Below are 21,927 nucleotides of genomic sequence, written 5' to 3'. Positions count from 1 at the left end.
CAATTCATCCGACCGAATGACAATCTGAATGAGAGGGGGCCTTGCCGCCCCGCAAAGGATATCATGCCCCATACCGACGGAACCGTATCGATCACCGTGAACGGCGCGCACCGCCGTGTCACCGCCGGGCTGACGCTGGCGCAACTGGCGACCGAGCTGGGCCTGATACCCGAGAAGGTCGCGGTCGAGCGCAATCTGGAAGTGGTGCCGCGCTCGACGCTGGCAGACGTGTGCGTGGAGGATGGCGACGATATCGAGATTGTTCATTTCGTCGGCGGCGGGGATCATGGCGGCGCCGTGCCCACCGACAGCTGGACCGTCGCGGGCAAGACGTTCCGCTCGCGCCTGATCGTCGGCACCGGCAAGTACAAGGATTTCGCGCAGAACGCCGCGGCGCTGGAGGCCTCGGGCGCGGAGATCGTCACGGTCGCAGTGCGCCGCGTCAACGTCAGCGATCCCAACGCGCCGATGCTGACCGACTTCATCGATCCCAAGCGGTTCACCTATCTGCCCAATACCGCTGGCTGCTTCACCGCGGACGAAGCGATCCGCACGCTGCGGCTGGCGCGCGAGGCGGGCGGCTGGGATCTCGTCAAGCTGGAGGTGCTGGGTGAGGCGCGCACGCTCTACCCCGACATGCGCGAGACGCTGAAGGCGACTGAAGTCCTGGTGAAGGAGGGCTTCAAGCCGATGGTCTATTGCGTCGATGACCCGATCGCTGCGAAGCAGCTGGAAGAGGCGGGTGCCGTCGCGATCATGCCGCTGGGCGCGCCGATCGGTTCGGGCCTCGGTATCCAGAACCGGGTGACGATCCGCCTGATCGTGGAAGGCGCCAAGGTGCCGGTGCTGGTCGACGCCGGCGTCGGCACGGCATCCGATGCAGCGGTCGCAATGGAGCTGGGCTGTGACGGCGTGCTGATGAACACCGCGATCGCCGAGGCCAAGGATCCGGTGATGATGGCCGCCGCGATGAAGGCGGCGGTCGAGGCCGGGCGACTGTCCTATCGCGCGGGGCGCATGGGGATCCGCCGCTATGCAGACCCGTCGTCGCCGCTCGCCGGACTGATCTGAACCTGTCCGGCGACGCTTGGCAGCGGGGCGATCAGCCCCGCTGTTCCCGAGGCTTCCAGGTGAAGACTCGGTAGAAGTACAGCAGCACGATCGCGATCACGGTGCCGACGGCGAGCGGGCCGACGAACTTCTCCAGCTGCTCCATCTTCAGCCCAAGGAAGAGACCGGCGCCCGCCAGTACCGAATTCCAGATCGCGCTGCCCGTGAAGGTAAACAGCAGGAACTTCCACATCGACATTTTCGCCATGCCGGCCGGCAGGGAGATGACCGTGCGGAACGTGGGGAGAAAGCGGAAGACGAAGATCACCCAGTGACCGTATTTCTGGAAGAAACGGTTCAGGTGCTCCACGTCCTCCCATTCCATCGTCATCCAGCGCGAATAGCGATCCACCAGTGGCTTGAAGCGCTGAATGCCGAGGCGCCGGCCGAGTTCGTACCAGAACAGGTTGCCGGCCGTGGTGCCCATCGTGGCCCAGAAGATCAGCCACCACAGATCCATCTGTCCGCGGGCCACGGCCATGCCGCCAAGCCCCATGATGACCTCTGACGGGATCGGCGGAATGATGTTTTCCAGCGCCATCAGCAGGAAGATGCCGATGTATCCCCCGCGGGCGATTAGATCGATGATGATGTCAGTCATTGAAGGTCAGCAATCGTCCTGTTGAAGCGGGAAGGTGGGCGCATTCCCGCAATCCCCCGCCAGCGCCTTATGCCTGCTTCGTCGCAGCGGTGGTAGCGGCCCCGAGTTGCGCCTGCCGAGGCGCGGAAGGGTTAAGCGAATCAGCGTTCCGCCAGGCGGCGCTCGATCGCATCCCAGATCAGGCCAGCGACGTCGGTGCCGTCGAACCGCTCGATCGCCACGATGCCGGTCGGCGAAGTGACGTTGATCTCCGTCAGCCATTGGCCGCCGATCACGTCAATGCCCACAAAGATCAGGCCGCGACGCTTCAGTTCCGGCCCGAGCGCGGCGCAGATCTCACGCTCGCGCGCGGTAAGTTCGGTTTTTTCCGCCGAGCCGCCGACGGCGAGATTGCTGCGAATCTCGCCCTCACCGGGCAGGCGGTTGATTGCGCCGGCAACCTCGCCGTCGACCAGCACGATGCGCTTGTCACCCTTTGCCACGTCCGGAAGGAACGCCTGCACCATGTGCGGCTCGCGATAGGCGGTGTTGAACACTTCAATCAGCGCCGAAAGGTTTTCACCTTCCGGCCCGACGCGGAAGATGGCCTTCCCACCGTTGCCGTGGAGCGGCTTCACCACGATTGCCCCATGCTGGCGAAGGAAGGCGCGTGCTTCGTCGAGCGACCGGGTGACGAGCGTCGGCGGCATGAAGCGCGCATAGTCGAGCACGAACACCTTTTCTGGCGCGTTCCGGACGCTCGCCGGATCGTTCACCACGAGCGTGCGATCGGCAATCCGCTCCAGGAGGTGGGCGGCGGTGATGTAGCCGAGATCGAAGGGCGGATCCTGGCGCATCAGCACGACGTCCGCTTCGTCATCCAGGTCGAGGCTGACGGGTTCACCAGCGTCGAAGTGGTTACCCTCCACTCGTTGCACCGTCACCGGCCGCGCCTTTGCCCACAGCCGCCCGTCCGACCAGTTCAGATCCTCAGCGGCATAATGGAACAGCCGGTGCCCGCGCTTCTGCGCCGCCAGCATCAACGCAAAGCTCGAATCGCCAGCGATGTTGATCGATTCGAGCGGGTCCATCTGGACGGCGACGGTGAGACTCACGCAAACCTCCGTTCGCCCCGGCCGGAGGAAGGTCACGCCTTCCCGTCATGGGGCAGTGCAATAGCAGACCGCGTCAGGCGCGACATGCACCGGCAGGTAAGGCGGTGCATCGGGCTTGTCACCCGATCCAGGCATTCTCGATGTGACGTGGCGCGGTTCCGGGGGCCAGAAGGATGACATCCACGCGGATGTCCTCGCCCGCAGTGGCATAGCGCGGCATCAACAATTCGGCCGCGGCGGCCACCCGTGCAAGCCGCCGCTGGTCAATGGCAAAGTCCAGTTCCCCAGCGCTGGCCCGGGTCTTCACCTCGACAAAGGCGATGAGAGCGCCCTTTTGCGCGACCAGATCGACTTCGCCAGCCGGGGTGCGCACGCGCTGGTCGAGGATGCGCCAGCCCTTTAGTCGCAGCCACCAGGCGGCCAGCCGCTCCCCGCGGCGCCCGGCCGCCTCAGCGGTGCGGCGTTGATCGGGGCTTTGGGTATGGCGGAGGCGACGCATGGCAGACCGTCTGCGCCGAGGGAGCGACCCGGGCAAGCTTTGCCGGTGTCCGGACGCGAAGGACGATCATCCTCAAAGAAAGGTCGTTCGCCCGAGCGAGGCTGGCTCGTGGCCGGGGAGGGCGTTGGTCATACAAGCTTCAACCGTCCATTCGACCTGGAGGAGGGCTGAGCGCGCCGGACCGCTACCTCCGATGCGCCTCTGGCTTGTCGAATGTCCCGCAATAGGTTCCGCCGGTCGGTAGGTGACGCCTTCGGATTGCCTTCAACGCCGACGTGTTCGACCCTTCCAATTTGGGGAGTAATCCAATGGCCAGAACGCTGATCACGGGCTCTGCCGGCGATGACGAACTGCGCGGCACTGCGGGCGATGACGACATCATTGCAGGCGCGGGCATGGACTTTGTTTCCGGCGGTGCCGGCGATGACTTCGTGCTGGGCGAGGCGGGAATCGATTACCTGGACGGAGAGGATGGCGACGACCGGCTGTTCGGCGGCGACGACAATGATGTGCTGAGAGGCGGGGCGGGGGCGGACCTCGTGTCGGGTGACGCAGGTAATGACTGGCTCTCCGGGGGAGACGGGCGGACGTCCGACAGCGGCTATGACCAGCTGCTGGGTGGCGCTGGCGACGATTATATCTATAGCGAGAACGCCGATCTGATCGATGGCGGCTCCGGCGACGATCTTGCAGTTATCCTGCGACAAAGCAGCAGTGTCGCGTTCAAGGCCGACTTCTCCACGCCGCATCGAGTTCAGACCCTTGCGGACGGGACAGTGGTTACCGGCGTCGAACGCGTGTCCTTCTCCGGCGGCAGCGGTGCGGACATCATCAGGGCAGGTGACGGAGCGGATGAGCTTCGCGGAGGCGCAGGCGCCGACCAGCTGTGGGGTGGCGGTGGCATCGATATCCTGGATGGAGGTTCGGGCCGGGATCGACTGGTTGGCGGCGCCGGTGCCGATCTGTTCTATTTTTCATACGGCACCAATCGCGACCGGATCATCGACTTCGTACAGGGAGAGGACCGAATTGGGCTCAATGGCCTGTTCGCGACGGTCACGTTCGACAAGATCCTGGCCGCGACCAGCCGCGACGATTCGACGGGGCTGGTGACGATCGATCTCTCGCAACTCGGCGGCGCGCCGGCCGACCGAATCGAATTGCTTACCGATCCGGCACAGGCGTTTGCCTTCGTCCCAGCCGATTTCGTGCTGTAGGGCCTTACCGCCGGCGCGGAAGAAAGCGCTTAGCCTTCCTTCAAGGCGAGCGCGCGGGCGTAGAGCGCCTTGCGATCAAGGCCGAGACGCTTGGCCACTTCGCCCGCGGCCTTCGCGGCGGGCAGGCGCGTAAGTGCTTCAGCGAGAGCGGCATCGGCGTCCTCCTCGCTGGCAGGAGGCGCTTCGCCCGGCGGCCCGACGACGATGACGATTTCCCCCTTGGGCGGCGCGTCTGCATAGCGTTCGGCCAGCATCGGGAGGGTGCCCGTGACCGCTTCCTCGAATCGCTTGGTGATTTCGCGCGTTACGGCGGCTTCGCGATCGCCAAGCTGCGCGGCGAGCGCCGCCAGCGTGGCACCGAGGCGCGGGCCGCTTTCATAAAAGACCAGAGTGGCACGAATAGCGCCGAGTTCGTCGATCGCATTGGCCCGTGCCTTCGCCTTGGACGGCAGAAAGCCTGCAAACAGGAAGCGATCGGTCGGCAGGCCAGCCAAGGTGAGGGCGGCTACGGCCGCGCACGGACCGGGGATCGTCACCACCGCATGACCTGCCGCGCGGGCATCGCGGACCAGTTTGTAGCCCGGATCCGAGATAAGTGGCGTGCCGGCGTCAGAAACCAGTGCGATCGCTTCGGTGGCCAGACGCCCGATCAACTGCGGGCGGACGTGATCGGCGTTGTGATCATGATAAGGAGTCATCGGACGCTTCGTTCCGATGTGTCGCAGTAACCCAATTGTAACACGAGTGTCTTCTGCGGCGATTAGGTCCGCCCGCGACAGGATGTCGGCGGCACGTGGAGACAGGTCCCCGAGATTGCCGATCGGGGTTGCGACGATGTACAGGCCGGGGCTTAGTTTTTCCACGAGGAGTGTCATGGCAGAGGCCGCAACCGTATCGCAACGGGCGAACACCATCGTCCGCGGGTTTGTCGCCATGACGGCGCTGCTCGTTTCCGCTTGCTCCACCGTGGTGCCGCGCGGGCCGGCGGGCCCGACCGGACCGACCAAGGCGCCGCCGCCCGTCGCGCGGCCGGACGTGGGCGTCGAGACAGGCATCCCCCGCGATACGGCGCGCAACCGCGTTGCGCTGCTCGTGCCGTTGTCCGGCACGAACGCCGGCGTCGGCAAGAGCCTGGCCAATGCGACTCAGCTTGCACTGCTCGACACGCGCAACGAGCAGGTCCGCATCACGAATTACGATACCGCAACCGGCGCCGCGGCGGCCGCTCAGCGCGCCGTGGCGGATGGGGCGCAGCTGATCTTGGGGCCGTTGCTGTCCGAGGATGTGCGGGCGGTGGCGCCAATCGCGCGCCGGGCGGGCGTGCCGGTGCTCGCCTTCTCCAACGACAACAGCGTCGCGGGCGATGGCGTGTACCTGATGGGCTATACGCCGAGCCAATCGATCGAGCGGGTGGTCGATTTTGCGCGTAGCCGCGGGGTGACGAACTTCGGTGGCCTGGTGCCGAATGCCCTCTACGGCACGCGTGCCTCGACCACCTTCCTGCGAGCGGTGGAATCGGCGGGTGGCCGCGTCGTGGCGTTGCAGACCTATGACCGCACGGCAGGCGGCGTTGGTGCAGCGGTGAGCCGGATGGCCAAGGATGCGCCGTTCGACGCCGTGCTGATCGCCGATTCGGGTGCCACCGCCGCGACTGCCGTGCCGCTGCTGCGCAAGGCGAGCCCGAACACCAAGGTGCTTGGTACCGAATTGTGGAACAGCGACAACGGTATTTCGGCGCGTCCGGCCCTGAATGGTGCCTGGTTCGCCAGCGTTTCCAACACCTTGTACCGCCAATATGCGGCCAAGTATCGCGCCCGCTTCGGCACCGCGCCGTATCGCCTTTCCAGCCTTGGCTATGATGCGGTGTTGTTGACGGCGCGCATCTCCCGCGATTGGCGGATCGGCGCACCATTCCCGGAAACGCGTTTGCGGTCCGGAGAAGGCTTTGCCGGCATCGACGGCGCGTTCCGCTTTGGCCGCGACGGCGTGGCCGAGCGGGCGCTCGAAGTGCAGGAAATCCGCAGCGGCAGCACAACCGTTGTTTCACCAGCCCCCGCGAGTTTCGGGCGCTGAAGCCTCTTACCTTTCCTACAAGGATCGTTTCTGATGTTCGCCTGGTTCCAGCGCCTCCTTCCGAAGCGCGGCAATTTCTTCGAGCTGTTCGATGCGCATGCAGCAGTGACGCTGCGCGCGGCGGAAGCGACCACCCGGCTGTTCGCCGGCGATGCTAATCCCGAACAGGTCATCGCCGAGGTGAAGGACCTGGAACATCAGGCGGACGATATTACCCGCACGGTGCTCCAGACCGTACGCATCACCTTCCTGACGCCGTTCGATCGCAGCGCGATCAGCGACCTGATCGGATCCATGGACGACGCCATTGACGCGATGGACGCCGCGCTTACCGCCGTCAGCCTGTATGGCGTGCGCAGCTTCACGCCGGACATGCATCAAATGGCGAGCAGCATGACCGAAGCGGCCGCCGTGACGGTGGAAGCCATGCAATTGCTGCGCGACGTCGCGCGTAACGGGCCCCGGATCCACCAGCTCACCGAGCGGCTGGTCCAGCTGGAAGGCGAGGCCGACGCGATGCACGAGCGGGGGCTGAAGCGATTGTTCGAACATTACCGCGGCGGCGACGCGATGCAGTTCGTCGTCGAGCGCGAGATCTACAAGCATCTCGAAAAGATCTCCGACGCGTTCGAGGACGTGGCGAACGAGATCGACGGCATCGTCATCGACCACGCCTGAGCGATCCAGCCTCACATGCATGAGCTTGCTCTTCCGCTGCTGATCGGACTGATCGTCCTGGCTTTGGCGTTTGATTTCCTCAACGGGCTGCATGATGCGGCCAATTCCATTGCGACCGTGGTCGCCACCCGATTGCTGTCGCCCGTCCAGGCGGTGGTCTTCGCCGGGTTCTTCAACTTTGCGGCGTATTTCGTGACGCTTGCCGTGCCAAGCTTGCATGCCGTGGCGGAAACCATCGGTAAGGGCTTGATCGACAAGGACGTCGTCACCCCAGCCGTGATCTTCGGCGCGCTTGGCGGTGCCATGTTCTGGAACATCGTGACCTGGCAGAAGGGCATTCCTTCCTCGTCCAGCCACGCGCTGGTGGGCGGCCTGGTGGGTGCCGGCGTTACCCATGCCAGCATTCACAGCGTTCACATCGGCGGCCTGACCAAGACGCTGGTGGCCATCGTGATCTCGCCCACGCTGGGCATGATCCTTGCCATGTTGGTGATGCTGGCCAGCAGCTGGGCGCTGCGGCGCTCCACCGCGCGGCAGGCCGAAACCAGCTTCCGCGCGCTACACCTCGTTTCATCCGCCGCTTATTCGCTGAGCCACGGCCTCAACGACGCGCAGAAGACAATGGGGATCATCACGGTGCTGCTGTATTCGACCGGCTATCTCTCCGGCGAATTCGAGGTGCCGCATTGGGTGGCGATCAGCTGCTATGTGGCGATCGGTCTCGGCACGCTTTCGGGCGGATGGAAGATCATTGAAACGATGGGATCGCGGATCACCAAGCTGTCCCAGCATCAGGGCTTCAGCGCCTCGACGGGCGGTTCGATCGTGCTGTTCACCGCATCCGCAATGGGCATTCCGGTGTCGACAACCCATACGATCACCGGCGCGATCATCGGCGCGGGCGTCGCCCGGCGAACCTCGGCCGTTCGCTGGGGCACCGCTAGCAACGTCGTGGTGGCATGGATCATCACGATCCCCTGCTCGGCGGCGGTGGGTGCAGCCTTTTACGCGCTGACTCTGTTGTTCTGAACCGGATCGGCTGGCCGGCGGCGCGCGTGGTCGTGTCGCCCCGGCCAGCCGGCAATCCGATGATGCGCCGCCGGCTATTCGAGCAGCTTGGGCGCTTCCTTTTGAAGCTTTGCGCGGATTTTGTCCGAGAACATGGCCAGGAAGGCCGGAAGCTCAAAGACGGCGTGGACGTTTGCGTCGCTGACGTCGAGGCGGGCACCCACCCGCTGTCCAAGCCCCTCAACCGTAAAGTGAAGCGAATTCCCGTCCCAGCGGTGTTCGGTTACGGCGCCGCCGGGGATGAAATCGGCGAGCTTGCCGAAGCTGCTGCCGATGCGTTCCTTTGCGGCCGCCGTGCCGAGACGGTGGGGAATGTCGACCTCGATCGGAGCAGTCACTGGGCGTTCTCCTTGGGCGCGAGCTCCGTGGCAAAGAGCTGGGCGTCGTCGGCAAACGCCTTGAACTCGAGCGCGTTGCCCGAAGGATCGCGGAAGAACATCGTTGCCTGTTCCCCCGCCTGACCCTTGAACCTGATATGCGGGGCGATCCCGAAGCTGACCCCGGCCTTCTCCAGGCGGGCGGCGAGCGCTTCCCAGTCCGGCATGGTCAGCACCACGCCAAAATGGGGGACGGGCACGTCATGGCCGTCAACAGGATTGCTGGCGCCTGCGGCGCGCGCGCTTTCGTCGAGATGAGCGACGATCTGATGGCCGCCCAAATCAAAGTCGATCCAGCGGTCGCTCGAGCGGCCCTCCCGGCAGCCCAGCACGTCACCGTAAAAGGCGCGGGCTGCGGCGAGATCATGGACGGGAAAGGCGAGGTGGAAGGGGCGAAGTGTCATGCCGTCGTGATACACCATCCTTGCGTGCCCCGGAAAGGGGCGGCGAAACAAGGCGCGCAGCACCGGAAGCTGCGGATCCGTGGCATCGAGACGATACTGGCCGCCTCAAGATTCCTTGTCGTGCCTCTCCCTCTGGCGGGGCTTATTTGATAGCGGAGGGGCAATGGCCTTGTCTTTCCCTACGCGTCGGCCGGCGCTTACATCTCTTGTTCTTGGTGCGATTGCGGCGTGCGGCTTTGCGCCCCTGCAATGGTGGTGGCTGACGATCGCGTGTGTCGCCGCGTGGATGCTGATCGTGCATCGCGCCCCGAACACGAAGGCGGCTCTCTGGCGTGGGTGGGCCTTCGGCGTTGGCCACTTCACGATCAACAACAACTGGTTTCAGCACGCATTCGATTTCCAGGACAAGATGCCGCCGGTGCTTGGCTATGCGGCGCCGATTGCCCTGGCTCTCTACCTGGCGGTGTATCCGGCGCTCGCGAGCGGGCTTGCCTGGCGGATGCGTGGCAGCCGGATCACGGCAAGCTACGTGCTCGCCTTTGCCGCGGCGTGGATAGTCAGTGAGTGGCTGCGCAGCGTGATGTTCACCGGCTACGCCTGGGATCCGCTAAGCGTGATCTGGATACCGGTGCAGCCGATCGCGCAGGTGGCGGCTTTGGTCGGCACCTACGCCCTGTCCGGTTTGACGGTATTGCTGGCGGGGCTCCTGCTGCTCGTTCCGCGTCGCCCCGTGCCGCTCGCCGGCGCTGGAGCGGTCGTGCTGGCGCTGTTGGGTGCGCAATGGCTGAGTTATGGCACGCCCCCGGCGGGGAGTTCGGCAACTGCCGATCAGCCGCGCGTGCGGGTCGTGCAACCCAATGTGCCACAGGACGCACGTGGCGAGAGCGACGGCGAGATGATGCTCGCCAAGCTGTCTCAACTGTCGGGCGGTCCAGGGGCGGCACCTCGGCTGATCGTCTGGCCGGAGGGCGTGATCCGCGAATACCTCGAAGACGGCTATCCCGATTATGCCTATGGGACGGACCCGTTCTGGCTGCGCTGGCGCATGGCCCGGCTGTTGGGCCCGCGCGACATGCTACTGACCGGCGGCACCGCCTTGCAGTTCGACAAGGCCGGTAATGCGGTAACCGCCACCAATTCAGTGTTTGCGGTCGATCCACGCGCTCGCCTGGGCAAGGAGCGTTACGACAAGGCGCATCTGGTGCCTTATGGCGAATATCTGCCGATGCCATGGCTGCTCAAGCGGCTGGGGCTGGACCGGCTGGTGCCGGGATCAATGGACTTTGCCGAGGGGCCTGGACCACGCGCGCTCGATATCCCCGGCTTCGGCGCGATCGGCATCCAGATCTGCTACGAAATCATTTTCTCGGGGCAGGTGGTGGACCGGAGCCAGCGCCCGCGCATGATCTTCAACCCTTCCAATGACGCGTGGTTCGGCAAATGGGGGCCGCCGCAGCACCTTGCCCAGGCACGGATGCGCGCCATCGAGGAAGGCCTGCCGGTCATCCGCGCGACCCCCAACGGCATCTCCGCCGTCATCGCCGCGGACGGGACGTTGATCGCCACCGTTCCGCATGAGCAAGCCGGCGCGATCGAGGTACCGCTTCCCGCGCCAGCGCCCCCCACGCTTTTCTCGCGGCTGGGCAATTGGCTGGCGGCAATCGTTGCCATCCTGCTGGGCGCCACGGCCATTGCCATTCGTCGCCGGTGACGATAGGCATATAAAGCTATCTTTATATCCTTATCTCATCAAAGCTCAGGCGGAGTGACCATGCGCCAATCGTACCTTTTCACCAGTGAATCCGTCAGCGAAGGTCATCCGGACAAGGTGGCGGACCAGATTTCCGACGCGATCGTCGATCTGTTCCTGTCCAAGGATCCGGAAGCGCGCATTGCGTGCGAGACGCTGACGACGACCCAGCTCGTCGTTCTGGCTGGCGAGATCCGGTGCAAGGGCGTGTACGAGAATGGCGCCTGGGCGCCGGGCGCTCAGGAAGAGATCGAGGCCACCGTGCGTAACACGGTGAAGCGCATCGGCTATCAGCAGGACGGCTTTCACTGGCAGACCTTCCGCTTCGAGAACAACCTGCATGGCCAGTCGGCCCATATCGCGCAGGGTGTGGACGCGAGCGGCAACAAGGACGAAGGCGCCGGCGACCAGGGCATCATGTTTGGTTTCGCGTGCGACGAGACGCCGGACCTAATGCCGGCGACGCTCTATTACAGCCACCGCATCCTGCACCGCATGGCGCAGGACCGGCATTCGGGCGCGGCACCGTTCCTGGAGCCGGACGCGAAGAGCCAGGTGACGCTGCGCTTCGAGAACGGGAAGCCGGTCGCGTGCACCGCCATCGTGGTGTCGACGCAGCACGCGAAGGGCTATGACAAGGGTGACCAGGAAGCCGAGCTTCACGCTTATGTGAAGAAGGTGGTGGCAGACGTCCTGCCCGCCGAGCTGCTGTCCGACGCGACCGTCTATCACATCAACCCGACTGGCAGCTTCGAGATCGGCGGCCCGGACGGTGACGCTGGCCTGACCGGGCGCAAGATCATCGTGGACACCTATGGCGGTGCGAGCCCGCACGGTGGCGGCGCGTTCAGCGGCAAGGATCCGACCAAGGTCGATCGCTCCGCGGCGTACATCACGCGCTATTTGGCGAAGAACATCGTCGCGGCCGGCCTCGCCAAGCGCTGCACGATCCAGCTCGCTTATGCGATCGGCGTTGCGAAGCCGCTGTCGCTCTATGTCGACACGCATGGCACCGGATCGGTGGGCGACGATAAGATCGAGGCTGCGATCGCCGGGATCGAGAAGCTGGGCGACCTGACGCCGCGCGGCATCCGTCTGCACCTGGGCCTCAACAAGCCGATCTACGAGCGTACCGCCGCGTACGGCCATTTCGGCCGCGACCCGGATGGTGACTTCTTCCCGTGGGAGAAGCTGGATCTCGTCGATGATCTGAAGGCCGCACTGGCCTGATCGAAGCCTGGTTCTCACCTCGGCTGGAGACAGCCGGGGTGAACCATCGGCGTTGAAACGCTGTCCCGTCTGACCAGCGCAAAATGGAACTGGGCTGTAGCAGCCCGCCGCGCTTCCTAGCTGGGATGCGCCTCTGCGAGCGCCAATGCGGTACTTTCCAGCCGCTGCTCGCGAACCCGATTGAACCCGCGTTCGGCCGCATCGATGATAGCACCCGCGAGCCGCTCCGCCGTCCAGCCGATCACGGCGCCAATCGCCACGTCGGTCGGATAATGCGCACCTCGGGGCAATTGCACCGCGGCAACGGCGGCCGCCCCGGACCGGGCGGGCCAGGCCAGTCGCGGCGCGGTGCGCGCGACAGCCTCCGCAACGCTCACGGCCCCGGCGGTGTGGCCTGACGGAAAGGAATTGAACTCAGTATCATCGGCGCCTTTACCCGCGCCGACCTTTGCCTCGCCGTCGAGGAGCGCGCGAGCAGGGCGGGAGCGATCAATCGATCGCTTCAGAATGGTCTTCCCTCCTGTTGCCAGAGCATGGGCGAGCAGCATCCGCGCCCCCGTCCGAGTGATGTCTCGGCGGCGGAGGATGAGACCGGCCGCGATCGTTGCGACGGAGAGGGCGACAAGAGGCGGCTGGTCTGCGATCTCGCTTGCGGCGCCCAGAAGCGCGACCGGCTTGTGCTCAGCGGCAGCGGCGACCGACCCCACCAGTTCATGCTCGGCCTCGGCGATCCTTTTCGCCTTTTTCTTGTTCTTTCCCATCGCTGACGGTGAACGATGCTGGTGCAGCTTTGCTCCGCGCCGGAGTGGCGCTATCGCCCGCGCCGATGAACGATCCCGCTACCATCCGTCGGCTTTATGGGCGTGCCCAGGGCCACAAGCTGCGCAAGGGACAGGCGGCGCTTGTCGAAGATCTGCTGCCCAAGGTGGCGGTGCCCGAAGAGGGGCCGGTCGACGCGGCTCGCTTGTTCGGCGACGATCGGCCGCTGCGGCTGGAAATCGGCTTTGGTGCCGGTGAGCATCTGGCGGGGCAGGCGAGCGCACGGCCGGACACCGGCTTCATCGGCTGCGAACCTTTCCTTAATGGCGTCGTCGGGGCGCTCGGCCATATTCGCGACGGCTCGCTTGGCAACGTGCGGCTCTATATGGGCGATGCGCTTGCCGTGGTGGAGCGGCTGCCGAACGCGTCGCTGGATGCCGTGTACCTGTTGCATCCGGATCCATGGCGCAAGGCGCGCCATGCGAAGCGGCGCATGATGAACCACGGACCGCTGGACCTGATCGCGTCCAAGCTGAAGCCGGGCGCCGAGTTCCGCCTTGGTACCGACGACCCGACCTACTGCCGTTGGTCGATGATGGTGATGGCGCAGCGGCAGGACTTCACCTGGTTGGCCGAGCGGCCGGCCGACTTTCTGGAACGGCCGGAGGACTGGCCGGAGACCCGCTACGAACGCAAGGCGCGCCGGCAAGGGCATGAAGTCTGGTACTTCCGATACATTCGGAAGTGATCATCGGCCCGGCTTCATCGGCTTGCCGGGACCTTCCAGGACTATCGCGGCGATTCTGAATATTCCGGGAGGCACTGAAGGTGTTCAGGCCCCCATCGCGGCTTGTTTCCTTTCCTGATGAAGAAGTCCGCCGGTGATGACGTCGCGGCATCGGAGAGGAGACTGGCGACGTCCAGGTGAGACCACTGAGAATGGCGCTCGCGAAAAGCCATCTGGCGACTTCCCGGTATCGTGGCGACCTGCTCTGAACTGGCGATGTAAGTCGCCGGGAGCGTCGTGCCGCGCGACAGGTGCCCGGCACATCCGCCGCATGGACGTATCAGCGTTACTTCACGACTGCGCGATGCACGGTGGGATGCCCCACGGTTATATAACGATAAGTGGGACGTCGGTTGTGGAACAATCTGCCATGCTTATGCAGGCGCGCCTAACGAAGTGGTGCGGCCGGCGATCTCCGTTCCAACGCGAGGCAGGCGTGCGGCGGCGAACGACCAACTTTGGTGGTGGATGCGGGAGCATCCAAAAGAGACTTTCAGGGGGTATATCGATGATCAACCGCGGCGCTTTTCTGGCGACTACGGCCTTTGCTTCACTAGCCATCGCCAGCTCCGCTGTTGCGCAAACCCAGGCGACATCGGACAATGCGGCGTCGACCGCGGCTGTGGAGGCAGCTGTCCAGGGCGACGATACGGCACCGGCAGAGGACATTGTGGTCGTCGGCAGCCAGATCCGCGGCAGCTCTGTTGCGGCCGCTTTGCCGGTCACCGTGGTCGGCCAGGAGGATTTCGCGGCAATCGGCGCTACCTCTGGCGACGAATTGCTGCGCTCGATCCCGCAGCTGGGCGACGTGACCTTCAACGCCAGCTACCTGCCCAACAGCTCGAACGCGGCACGGGGTGACGTCGGCTCGGTCAACCTTCGCAACCTCGGCGTCGGCAACACGCTGGTGCTGCTGAACGGTCGCCGCGTCGTCAATCACCCGACCAGCCGGGCGAACGAGAACCTCGTTCCCGTGCTGACCGTCAACAGCAACACCATTCCCGCCTTCGGCATCGAGCGTCTGGAAGTTCTGCGTGACGGCGCTGCCGCGATCTACGGCTCCGACGCCGTCGCCGGGGTGGTCAACACGGTGCTGCAGTCCGACTTCGAAGGTGTGCAGGTGGAAGGCCAGGTCGGCTTCGCCGAGGACACCAGCCTGCTGGAAACGAACCTGAACCTGCTGGCCGGCACGAAGCTGGGCGATCGCGGCAATATCACCCTCTTCGCCTCGCGCGAATCCCGTACGATGATGCGGGCGGCGGATCAGGATTACACGGCATCGGACGACAAAAGCCCGTTGTTCGCCGGCACGCCACTGGCAGGGTCGACGTTGGTCGACGGCCGCTCAACGATTACCCCATGGGGTGTGTTCACCACCCGCGGCGGCGTACCCGTGCGTCAGGGTGTCGGCACCACCGGCGCGCTGGTGACCAGCGCTGCCGGCGTGTTCCATATCCAGCCCACGGCGAATGGCGGCTGTTCAGCGGCGATCCCGTCCAATCCCGGCATCTGCATCGACGATGGCAACAATACCGCTCAAGGCGATCGCAACCTGCGCTTCGATCAGACCAAGGCGTATAACCGGACGATCCTGCCCAGGGTCGAGCGCTACAACCTGTTCGCCAACGCCAATTATGAGCTGACGGATTCGTTGGAGCTGTTCGGGGAGGCCGGCTATTATCAGGCGTCGACCGACAGCATCCAGAGCTCGCCGGGCACGCTGGCGGCGGGACCGATCGTGATCCCGGCCAGCAATTACTACAATCCATTCGGTGCCGTCGGCAGCGCAGGCCGCATCCCTGGGCTTAATACGCCAGCAGCCGGTCTCGACCTGACGCTGACGAGCTATAATTTCTCCGATTTCGGCCCGAACATCGTGAAGGTCGATAACGAGCAGTGGCGTGCGCTCGCCGGCGTCCGCTTCAACCTGTTCGGCATCGATTTCGAAAGCGCGGCGCTGTATTCGGAAGCCGTCGTCACCGACACATCGACGGGCGTCAGCGCCACCCTGTTGCAGCGTCAGCTGGGCCTCGCCACGCCGGACGCATACAATCCCTTCAACGGCGCCAACCTGGTGTCGCCGAGCCTCGCCGATACGACGCCGTCGAACCAGGCAGCGATCGACGCGATCCGGATCACCACGACTCGTCGCAGCAAGGCGACCCTCGCGCTGGCTGACCTGAAGGGCTCGAAGTCCGACCTGTTCGCCCTTCCGGGCGGCAATCTGGGCGTCGCGTTCGGGGTTGAAGTGCGTCGCGAAACCCAGCTTGACGACCGCGACCCGCGCGTCGACGGGACGATCCAGTTCCGCGATAGCGTGACCGGCTTCGTGAACCCGTCCGACCTGGTTGGCACGAGCAACTCGCCCGACACCCGCGGCCGCCGCGACGTGTTCGGCGCCTATGTCGAGGCTGCGGTTCCGGTGGTGTCGCCGGATATGAACATCCCGCTGGTCAACCGGCTGGAACTCCAGCTGGCGGGACGGTTCGAGCATTATTCGGACGCGGGCTCGGTCGCCAAGCCGAAGATCGCCGGCGCCTGGGACATCGTGCCCGGCATCCGCCTGCGCGGATCGTACGCCGAGAGCTTCCGCGCCCCGAACCTGGAGCAGGTCAACGCGCAGCTCGTCACGCGTTCCAACACGCGGCTCGACCCGATCCGCTGCGAAGCCCAGGTGCGCACCGGCGCTATCAGCTCGTTCGCCAACTGCACCCAGAGCTTCGCGACCACCGCGCAGCGCGCCGGCAATCCGGATCTGAAGCCGGAGCAGTCCACCAACTGGACCGCAGGCGTGGTGCTTCAGCCCAGCTTCCTCGATGATGCGGTGGGCCGGATCACGCTGACCGCCGATTACTGGAACATCAAGCAGCGCGACATCGTCGGCATCTTTGGTGAGGCCAATGCGCTCATCAACGACTATCTGCTGCGGGTTGGCGGCTCGAGCGATCCGAACGTAGTCCGTCTGGCACCGACAGCAGACGACGTCGCGTTGTTCATGGGAAGCGGGATCGCACCCGTCGGCCGCGTGCAGTTCGTCAACGACCAGTATCAGAACCTTCAGCCGCAGACCGTCTCCGGCTGGGACTTCGGCTTCAACTGGCGCGTGCGCGATTTCGGCATTGGCAAGATCGTCGCGAATGTGAACGCGGCGTATCTGAAGACCTATTTCCTCACCCCGTCCCCGGGCGTGCAGACGCTGATTGACGCGCGGGCTGCGGGCACGATCAGCCGCGAGATCGTCATCGTCGACGGCGGCGATTTGGTTCGCCAGAACGGCAAGCCGGAATGGCGTGTCAGCGGATCGTTGACTTGGTCCTCGGGCCCTTTCCAGATCGGCACGTTCACCAGCTACACCAGCGACGTGGATGACACGGACGGAACCGTGAACGGCGTGCCGTGGCGGGTTGACGCTCGCACCACGATCAACCTGTATGGCCAGGTGGAATTCGGCGACCGCAGCCGCGGCGAGGGGCAGCACCGGTTCCGGATCGGCGTGCGCAACCTGACGGACAAGCAGCCGCCGCTGGCGACGAGCGGGTTCCTGGGCTCGCTCTACACGCCCTATGCTCGCTACTGGTACGCCAACCTGCGGTCGACGTTCTGATGCGCCGCATCGCCGCCGCCGCTGCGCTTCTCGCGCTTACCACCCCGCTCGTGGCGCAGGAGGGCAAACCGCCCTCCCGCACCGGGACGGGCGGGGACATCGTTGCCTACGACCAGATCCACAAGCCCGTGATCGGTCGCGGGGGAATGGTTGTCAGCCAGAACATCATCGCATCGAGGGTCGGTGCGGAGATCCTGCGCAAGGGCGGCAACGCCGTGGACGCGGCAGTTGCGATGGGTTTCGCGCTCGCAGTGACCCTGCCGCGCGCGGGCAACATTGGCGGCGGCGGGTATATGCTGGTTCATATGGCCGCGAAGGACGGCAAGCCGGCGCAGGACATTGCGATCGACTATTACGGTCAGGCCAGCCGGCATACCACGCCTGACCTACTGCTGGGGGCCAACGGTCGCTTCGACCCTGCCAAGGGTTATTCGATGAAGGGCGCGGCAATCCCGGGGACGGTCGCCGGCCTTTGGGAAGCGCACCAGCGCTTTGGGTCAATGCCGTGGGGTAAGCTGATCGCGCCGGCCATTGCGATGGCAAAACAGGGCGTCATCCTATCCGATGACGAAGCCAAGGCGAATGCCGATCAGAAGGCCGCGATGGCCGATGATCCGGCCGCGCTCGCCATGTTCTTCAAGCCCGATGGCAGCGCGTATGCGCCGGGCGAGCGCTGGAAGCAGCCGGACCTTGCCGCGACGCTGAAGGTGATCGCCGCCAAGGGGCGCGACGGCTTCTATACCGGACCGCTGGCCGAGCGGATGGCGGCGGGGATCAAGGCCGGGGGCGGCGTGATCGACGCGCAGGACCTGGCGAGTTATCGCGCCATCGTGTCGGCACCGATCTGGTCCAGCTATCGCGGGCAGAAGATCGCCTACATGCCGCCAACCGCCTCGGGTGTCAGCGTTGCCGAAGCGATGAACATCCTGGAGACTTTCCCGGTTCGCGAACAGCGTTGGGGCTCCGTGGCGAACCTCCATCTTCTCTCGGAAACGATGAAGCTGGTGTCGGCCGATCGCCGCCTTGTGGGCGGCGGGCCGGACTGGCGATCGCCGACCAAGGGGCTGGCGTCAAAGGCCTATGCCGCCGAGCGCGCCAAGCTGATCCGGCCTGGTCAGTCGCTGGGGGCCAAGGAGGCCGCGGATGGCAATCCTTATCCGTACGAGAGCCAGGACACGACGCATTATTCGATCGCCGATGCGGCCGGCAATGCGGTGAGCAACACTTATACCCTGTCAGCCTCCTACGGCGCGCATGTCGTTGTGCCTGGGACCGGCGTGCTGCTCAACAACTCGATGGGCAATCTCGCCTGGGGCCGTTCGGGGGACGACAAGGCCACGCTGCCAGTGCCGGGCAAGCGGGTCGGGTCGACCATCACACCGATCATTGTCTTCAAGAACGATCGGCCGTGGCTCGTCACGGGTACGCCGGGCGGCGGCTATATCATTGCAACCATGGTACAATTGCTGTCGAACGTGCTCGACCACGGCCTGAACGTCGCTGAAGCGGCGCAGCGTCCGCGGGTGAACCAAGGCGGCGGCGACGCGCCGCTGGAACTGGAGGAAGGCTTCTCGCCCGATATCGTGCCGCTGCTGGAAGCGCGCGGGCACAAGGTGCGGCCATCCAACACGATGGGCAGCACCCAGTCGATCATGGTTGACGGCGAGCGCTTCTTGGGCGCGGCCGATTCCCGGCGGCCCGACGCCGCGGCGATCGGGGTCAAGTAAGCCGTTCCGGCGGGACGATAGAAGGGGGCAAAAGTGGCCGCGACTGGTTCGCGGCCGGCCTGCCATCGGAGTAGTTCGGCCGTTTTCCGGCCTCGCCGGGAGAGGGAGCGGCCAGTTCCCCTCCTGGCGCCGCAGTGCCGCCACCGGGCCACTTTGACGGCAGTGGCGCTGGGCGCGACGCGAGTGCTCGCTCCTGCCGCAACCCAGTCCGATCCCGGCCCGGGCGGTCACGTCGCGTAGCGGAATTCGGGGCCATCCAGGTTGATGGCCGGGATCTCTTCGCGTTCGCGCCAATAATCCTGATTGTGCATCCATTCGGGCTTGTCGCCGCGTAGAGGCATCTGATCGAGGCCGCGGAGAAGATAGCCCGGATTGAAGTTCTCGCTGTCGATCCAGGGCAGCAATGGCATGCCGGCGTCGTCGGGTCCCAGCTGAACCTCGACGCGCTCGGCGCCCTGTTCATCCATGTGCCGGAGAAGTCGGCAGACGAAGTCGGCGAGCAGATCCACGCGCAACGTCCAGCTCGCGCGGAAATAGCCCATGACCCAGGCCATGTTCGGCACGCCGGTAAACATCATGCCCCGGTAGGTGACCGTTTCGTGCCAATCGACGGGACGCCCGTCCACGTCGCACAAAATGTTGCCCATCATCAGCAGGCGGAAGCCGGTTGCGGCGATGATCACGTCGGCGTCGATCGCTCGACCCGACATCGTCACCACACCCGTTTCAGTGAAGCGCTCGATCTGGTCGGTGACGACGTCCACCTTGCCGTCGCGAACCGCCTGAAAGAGGTCGCCCTCGGGGCAGAACGCCAGACGCTGTTGCCAGACGCGATATTTGGGCGTGAACTCCGGCCCGATCTCGAAATCTTCGCCGGCATAGGTGCGGATCGCCGCCTTCAACTCCTCGAAGACCGTGTCCGGCTCCTCCATGCAGCGCCTCGTCATCACGTCCTGATCATGGCTGATCTGGGCGCGGACCACGCGGTGAATAGTAGGCTCGTCTATGCCGATTTCGCGCAGGCGATCGGCCAGTTCGTTGCGGTTTGGCGAGCAGTAGAAATAGGTCGGCGATCGCTGGAGCATGGTGACGTGCTCCGCCTCTTTCGCAAGCGCGGGGACGAGCGTGGCCGCCGTTGCGCCGGAGCCGATGACGAGCACCCGCTTTCCGGCACAGTCGGTTGCGGGATCCCAAAGCTGGGCGTGCTGGAAGACGCCGCCATAGGTTGAACGCCCCGGCCAATCGGGGACGTAGGGCCGCTCGTGATCGTAATAGCCCTGGCACATCCACAAAAAGCGGGCGGTCAGCACGACCGGGACATGGTCGGCGAGCCTGAGCGCCTCGACAGTCCAGCGGTTCTGCGCGCTGGACCAGTGGCAGGCGGTGATCCGGTGACCGTAGCGGATGTTCTTGTCGATGCCGTTCTCGGCGATCACTTCATTCAGATATTTGAGGATCTCCGATCCGCTCGCGATCGGCGCGCCGACCCACGGTTTGAATCGATAGCCGAAGGTGTAGAGATCGGAGTCCGAGCGGACGCCCGGATATTGATGGGTGTGCCAAGTGCCACCGAAGGACTCCTTGGCCTCCAAGATCAGATAGCTCTTGCCCGGGCATTGGTCTTGCAGGTGGAATGCCGACCCGATCCCGGAAATGCCGGCGCCGACGATCAGCACGTCGACGTTCAGGCCTTCAGCATCACTGCCCACGGCAGCGTCACTTTCCCTGGTTTCCCCCACCGCGATCATCCTCCATCTCCTATCCTGGCCCGTGTGACCTCCGACCTTGCGGCATGTTCTGTCCGCCGCTGGATCGGTGCGGGATCGTGCTGGGGTACTAAGACCGCGGGAGAGCGGTTATCCGGGGGTTTACGGATATGGATGTCGCCGGCCGGTCGTCGCGCCGGGCGGAGTGCTTGCCCGCCGGTAACGACGGGGCGCCTTTCATGAGGCGAGTAACGGTAGGAGGCGGTCCAGGAAGGGGCGTTGGCTGGGGAGCATCTCGTCCGCGGCCTCTTCGAGCGAGAACCAGCGGGCGGCGTCGACTTCGGGAAAGCTGGCGGACACGCCGCTGCGCGGTGGCCACTCGACCGTGAACTGAGCGCCGGCGATGGTCGAGGGATCGAGGTCGCCCTCCACCGCGAACGCGACCACGCGCTTTCCGGCTGCCTGCGTTACCTCGCCGAGCGGCGACGCCGCTCCCACGCAGGGCGATCCCAGTTCCTCCGCGAACTCGCGGCGAGCCGCGGCAAGCGCTTCCTCACCGGGCTCGATCATGCCCTTGGGAAGCTGCCACCAGCCGCGCCAGCGATTGCGCCAGAAGGGCCCTCCCGGGTGAACCAGCAGCACCTGCGGCACGTCGCCGGTGCGGCGGTACAGGAGGATCGCGGCGCTGCGCGGGCGCTGGGAAGTTCGGGACATGAGGGCAGGCTATCGCATTGCGCCGGCGATAGAAGGGCCGCCGGCTGCTTTGGGCATAGCGACGACGCTATTCGTTGGTTGTGGCTCCGTCCGTCGGGGTGCGCGACTGATGATGACCGCCTTGCTTCAGCGTCAGCATATAAGCGGCGAGCGCGTCTGCCTGCGGCGGAAGCAGGTAGAGATCCATTTCCTGGGGATAGTTGTGCGCTTCCCGCAACCATGCCGACAGCGTTTCTGCTGTTGCGCCCTTTTGGTTGACGAGCGTCGAGAAGGTCGGAGCCTCGGAATAGTTCGACGTTCCCGAGGGGCCGATCGCGTGGCATCCGCTGCAGTTGGCCTGCGCGAGCGCTCTGCCTTGCGCGATCATCGAATTTCCTGCCGTTTCCCTGGGCCCCTCGACCTGACAGGCCGCGAGGAGGAAAGGGATGGGGAGCAGGGCAAGGATTTTCATTATACCCTCCGAAGGCGAGCGGCGGTCACACGATCCTGCGTGACGCCGGCACCAGAGTTGAGCGCGCACCGAGCAGAT

Annotated in this window: 20 protein-coding genes; 10 read left to right on the top strand and 10 right to left on the bottom strand. The window is 65.0% G+C overall.

Annotated features, from left to right (window positions below; translation table 11 throughout):
• The first annotated feature begins 63 nt into the window (after positions 1-63).
• On the top strand, positions 64-1,071 hold the full coding sequence (gene thiS, locus LQ954_RS08620) for a sulfur carrier protein ThiS (protein ID WP_265333958.1): 1,008 nt from the start codon (positions 64-66) through the stop codon (positions 1,069-1,071).
• 31 nt (positions 1,072-1,102) lie between these two features.
• Here thiS and LQ954_RS08615 read toward each other — a convergent pair whose 3' ends face one another.
• The 3 genes from LQ954_RS08615 to LQ954_RS08605 all read right to left on the bottom strand — a co-directional run bounded on the left by LQ954_RS08615 (position 1,103) and on the right by LQ954_RS08605 (position 3,304).
• On the bottom strand, positions 1,103-1,711 hold the full coding sequence (locus LQ954_RS08615; RefSeq protein WP_231022672.1) for a DedA family protein: 609 nt from the start codon (positions 1,709-1,711) through the stop codon (positions 1,103-1,105).
• A 140-nt stretch (positions 1,712-1,851) separates the two neighbouring features.
• A complete protein-coding gene (gene gshB, locus LQ954_RS08610; RefSeq protein WP_231022671.1) occupies positions 1,852-2,805 on the bottom strand; it encodes a glutathione synthase in 954 nt (317 codons plus the stop codon).
• Between the two features lie 118 nt (positions 2,806-2,923).
• Positions 2,924-3,304: a YraN family protein gene (locus tag LQ954_RS08605; RefSeq protein ID WP_227769867.1), complete on the bottom strand. Its 381-nt coding sequence runs from the start codon at positions 3,302-3,304 to the stop codon at positions 2,924-2,926.
• A gap of 308 nt (positions 3,305-3,612) precedes the next feature.
• Between LQ954_RS08605 and LQ954_RS08600 the strand changes: the two genes are divergently transcribed.
• Positions 3,613-4,521, top strand: a complete 909-nt coding sequence (locus LQ954_RS08600) for a calcium-binding protein (protein WP_231022670.1) — start codon at positions 3,613-3,615, stop codon at positions 4,519-4,521.
• A 29-nt stretch (positions 4,522-4,550) separates the two neighbouring features.
• On the opposite strand, the gene rsmI is transcribed toward LQ954_RS08600, so the two are convergent.
• A complete protein-coding gene (gene rsmI / locus LQ954_RS08595; protein ID WP_231022669.1) occupies positions 4,551-5,396 on the bottom strand; it encodes a 16S rRNA (cytidine(1402)-2'-O)-methyltransferase in 846 nt (281 codons plus the stop codon).
• Between rsmI and LQ954_RS08590 the strand changes: the two genes are divergently transcribed.
• Genes LQ954_RS08590 through LQ954_RS08580 form a run of 3 tightly spaced genes read left to right on the top strand, consistent with a single transcriptional unit; the run spans position 5,395 to position 8,301 of the window.
• A complete protein-coding gene (locus LQ954_RS08590; protein WP_231022668.1) occupies positions 5,395-6,594 on the top strand; it encodes a penicillin-binding protein activator in 1,200 nt (399 codons plus the stop codon). The two genes, rsmI and LQ954_RS08590, sit on opposite strands and share 2 nt — an antisense overlap.
• 33 nt (positions 6,595-6,627) lie before the next feature.
• Positions 6,628-7,272, top strand: coding sequence for a DUF47 domain-containing protein (locus LQ954_RS08585; RefSeq protein ID WP_227769871.1), 645 nt, complete (start codon positions 6,628-6,630; stop codon positions 7,270-7,272).
• A 15-nt stretch (positions 7,273-7,287) separates the two neighbouring features.
• Positions 7,288-8,301, top strand: coding sequence for an inorganic phosphate transporter (locus tag LQ954_RS08580; protein WP_227769872.1), 1,014 nt, complete (start codon positions 7,288-7,290; stop codon positions 8,299-8,301).
• A gap of 74 nt (positions 8,302-8,375) precedes the next feature.
• Here the strand turns inward: LQ954_RS08580 and LQ954_RS08575 are convergent, their stop codons facing one another.
• Together LQ954_RS08575 and LQ954_RS08570 are read right to left on the bottom strand one after the other, a co-directional pair.
• Positions 8,376-8,678, bottom strand: coding sequence for a polyhydroxyalkanoic acid system family protein (locus LQ954_RS08575; protein WP_227769873.1), 303 nt, complete (start codon positions 8,676-8,678; stop codon positions 8,376-8,378).
• Positions 8,675-9,121, bottom strand: coding sequence for a VOC family protein (locus LQ954_RS08570; RefSeq protein ID WP_231022667.1), 447 nt, complete (start codon positions 9,119-9,121; stop codon positions 8,675-8,677). The genes LQ954_RS08575 and LQ954_RS08570 overlap by 4 nt, the downstream gene beginning before the upstream one ends.
• 163 nt (positions 9,122-9,284) lie before the next feature.
• Here LQ954_RS08570 and lnt point away from each other — a divergent pair, with 163 nt between their 5' ends.
• Both lnt and metK read left to right on the top strand, forming a co-directional pair.
• Positions 9,285-10,832 (top strand): apolipoprotein N-acyltransferase, encoded by a 1,548-nt coding sequence (gene lnt / locus LQ954_RS08565; RefSeq protein WP_231022666.1) that lies wholly within the window; start codon positions 9,285-9,287, stop codon positions 10,830-10,832.
• Positions 10,833-10,892: 60 nt separating this feature from the next.
• Entirely contained in the window at positions 10,893-12,101 is a 1,209-nt protein-coding gene (gene metK, locus LQ954_RS08560) for a methionine adenosyltransferase (protein WP_231022665.1), read from the top strand.
• A 116-nt stretch (positions 12,102-12,217) separates the two neighbouring features.
• Here the strand turns inward: metK and LQ954_RS08555 are convergent, their stop codons facing one another.
• Positions 12,218-12,862: a phosphatase PAP2 family protein gene (locus LQ954_RS08555; protein ID WP_231022664.1), complete on the bottom strand. Its 645-nt coding sequence runs from the start codon at positions 12,860-12,862 to the stop codon at positions 12,218-12,220.
• Positions 12,863-12,927: 65 nt separating this feature from the next.
• On the opposite strand from LQ954_RS08555, the gene trmB reads away from it, so the two are divergent.
• From trmB to ggt, 3 genes are all read left to right on the top strand, one after another.
• Positions 12,928-13,608, top strand: coding sequence for a tRNA (guanine(46)-N(7))-methyltransferase TrmB (gene trmB / locus LQ954_RS08550; RefSeq protein WP_231022663.1), 681 nt, complete (start codon positions 12,928-12,930; stop codon positions 13,606-13,608).
• Between the two features lie 547 nt (positions 13,609-14,155).
• Positions 14,156-17,251, top strand: coding sequence for a TonB-dependent receptor domain-containing protein (locus LQ954_RS08545; RefSeq protein WP_231022662.1), 3,096 nt, complete (start codon positions 14,156-14,158; stop codon positions 17,249-17,251).
• Positions 17,251-18,978 carry a gamma-glutamyltransferase gene (ggt, locus tag LQ954_RS08540; protein WP_231022661.1) on the top strand — a complete coding sequence of 576 codons (1,728 nt, stop codon included), beginning with the start codon at positions 17,251-17,253 and terminating at the stop codon, positions 18,976-18,978. The genes LQ954_RS08545 and ggt overlap by 1 nt, the downstream gene beginning before the upstream one ends.
• A 227-nt stretch (positions 18,979-19,205) precedes the next feature.
• On the opposite strand, the gene LQ954_RS08535 is transcribed toward ggt, so the two are convergent.
• The 3 genes from LQ954_RS08535 to LQ954_RS08525 all read right to left on the bottom strand — a co-directional run bounded on the left by LQ954_RS08535 (position 19,206) and on the right by LQ954_RS08525 (position 21,849).
• Complete coding sequence (locus LQ954_RS08535) at positions 19,206-20,726, bottom strand: flavin-containing monooxygenase (RefSeq protein ID WP_231022660.1); 1,521 nt, start codon at positions 20,724-20,726, stop codon at positions 19,206-19,208.
• Positions 20,727-20,921: 195 nt separating this feature from the next.
• On the bottom strand, positions 20,922-21,398 hold the full coding sequence (locus LQ954_RS08530; protein WP_231022659.1) for an NUDIX domain-containing protein: 477 nt from the start codon (positions 21,396-21,398) through the stop codon (positions 20,922-20,924).
• Between the two features lie 67 nt (positions 21,399-21,465).
• Positions 21,466-21,849, bottom strand: coding sequence for a c-type cytochrome (locus LQ954_RS08525; protein WP_227769883.1), 384 nt, complete (start codon positions 21,847-21,849; stop codon positions 21,466-21,468).
• Positions 21,850-21,927: the final 78 nt, after the last annotated feature.

Origin of the sequence: Sphingomonas sp. IC-11 (assembly GCF_021043365.1) — a bacterium.
Taxonomy (GTDB): Bacteria; Pseudomonadota; Alphaproteobacteria; order Sphingomonadales; family Sphingomonadaceae; genus Sphingomonas.
Note: the sequence above shows the minus strand (reverse complement) of the source record. Positions and strands in the feature narration are given on the sequence as shown.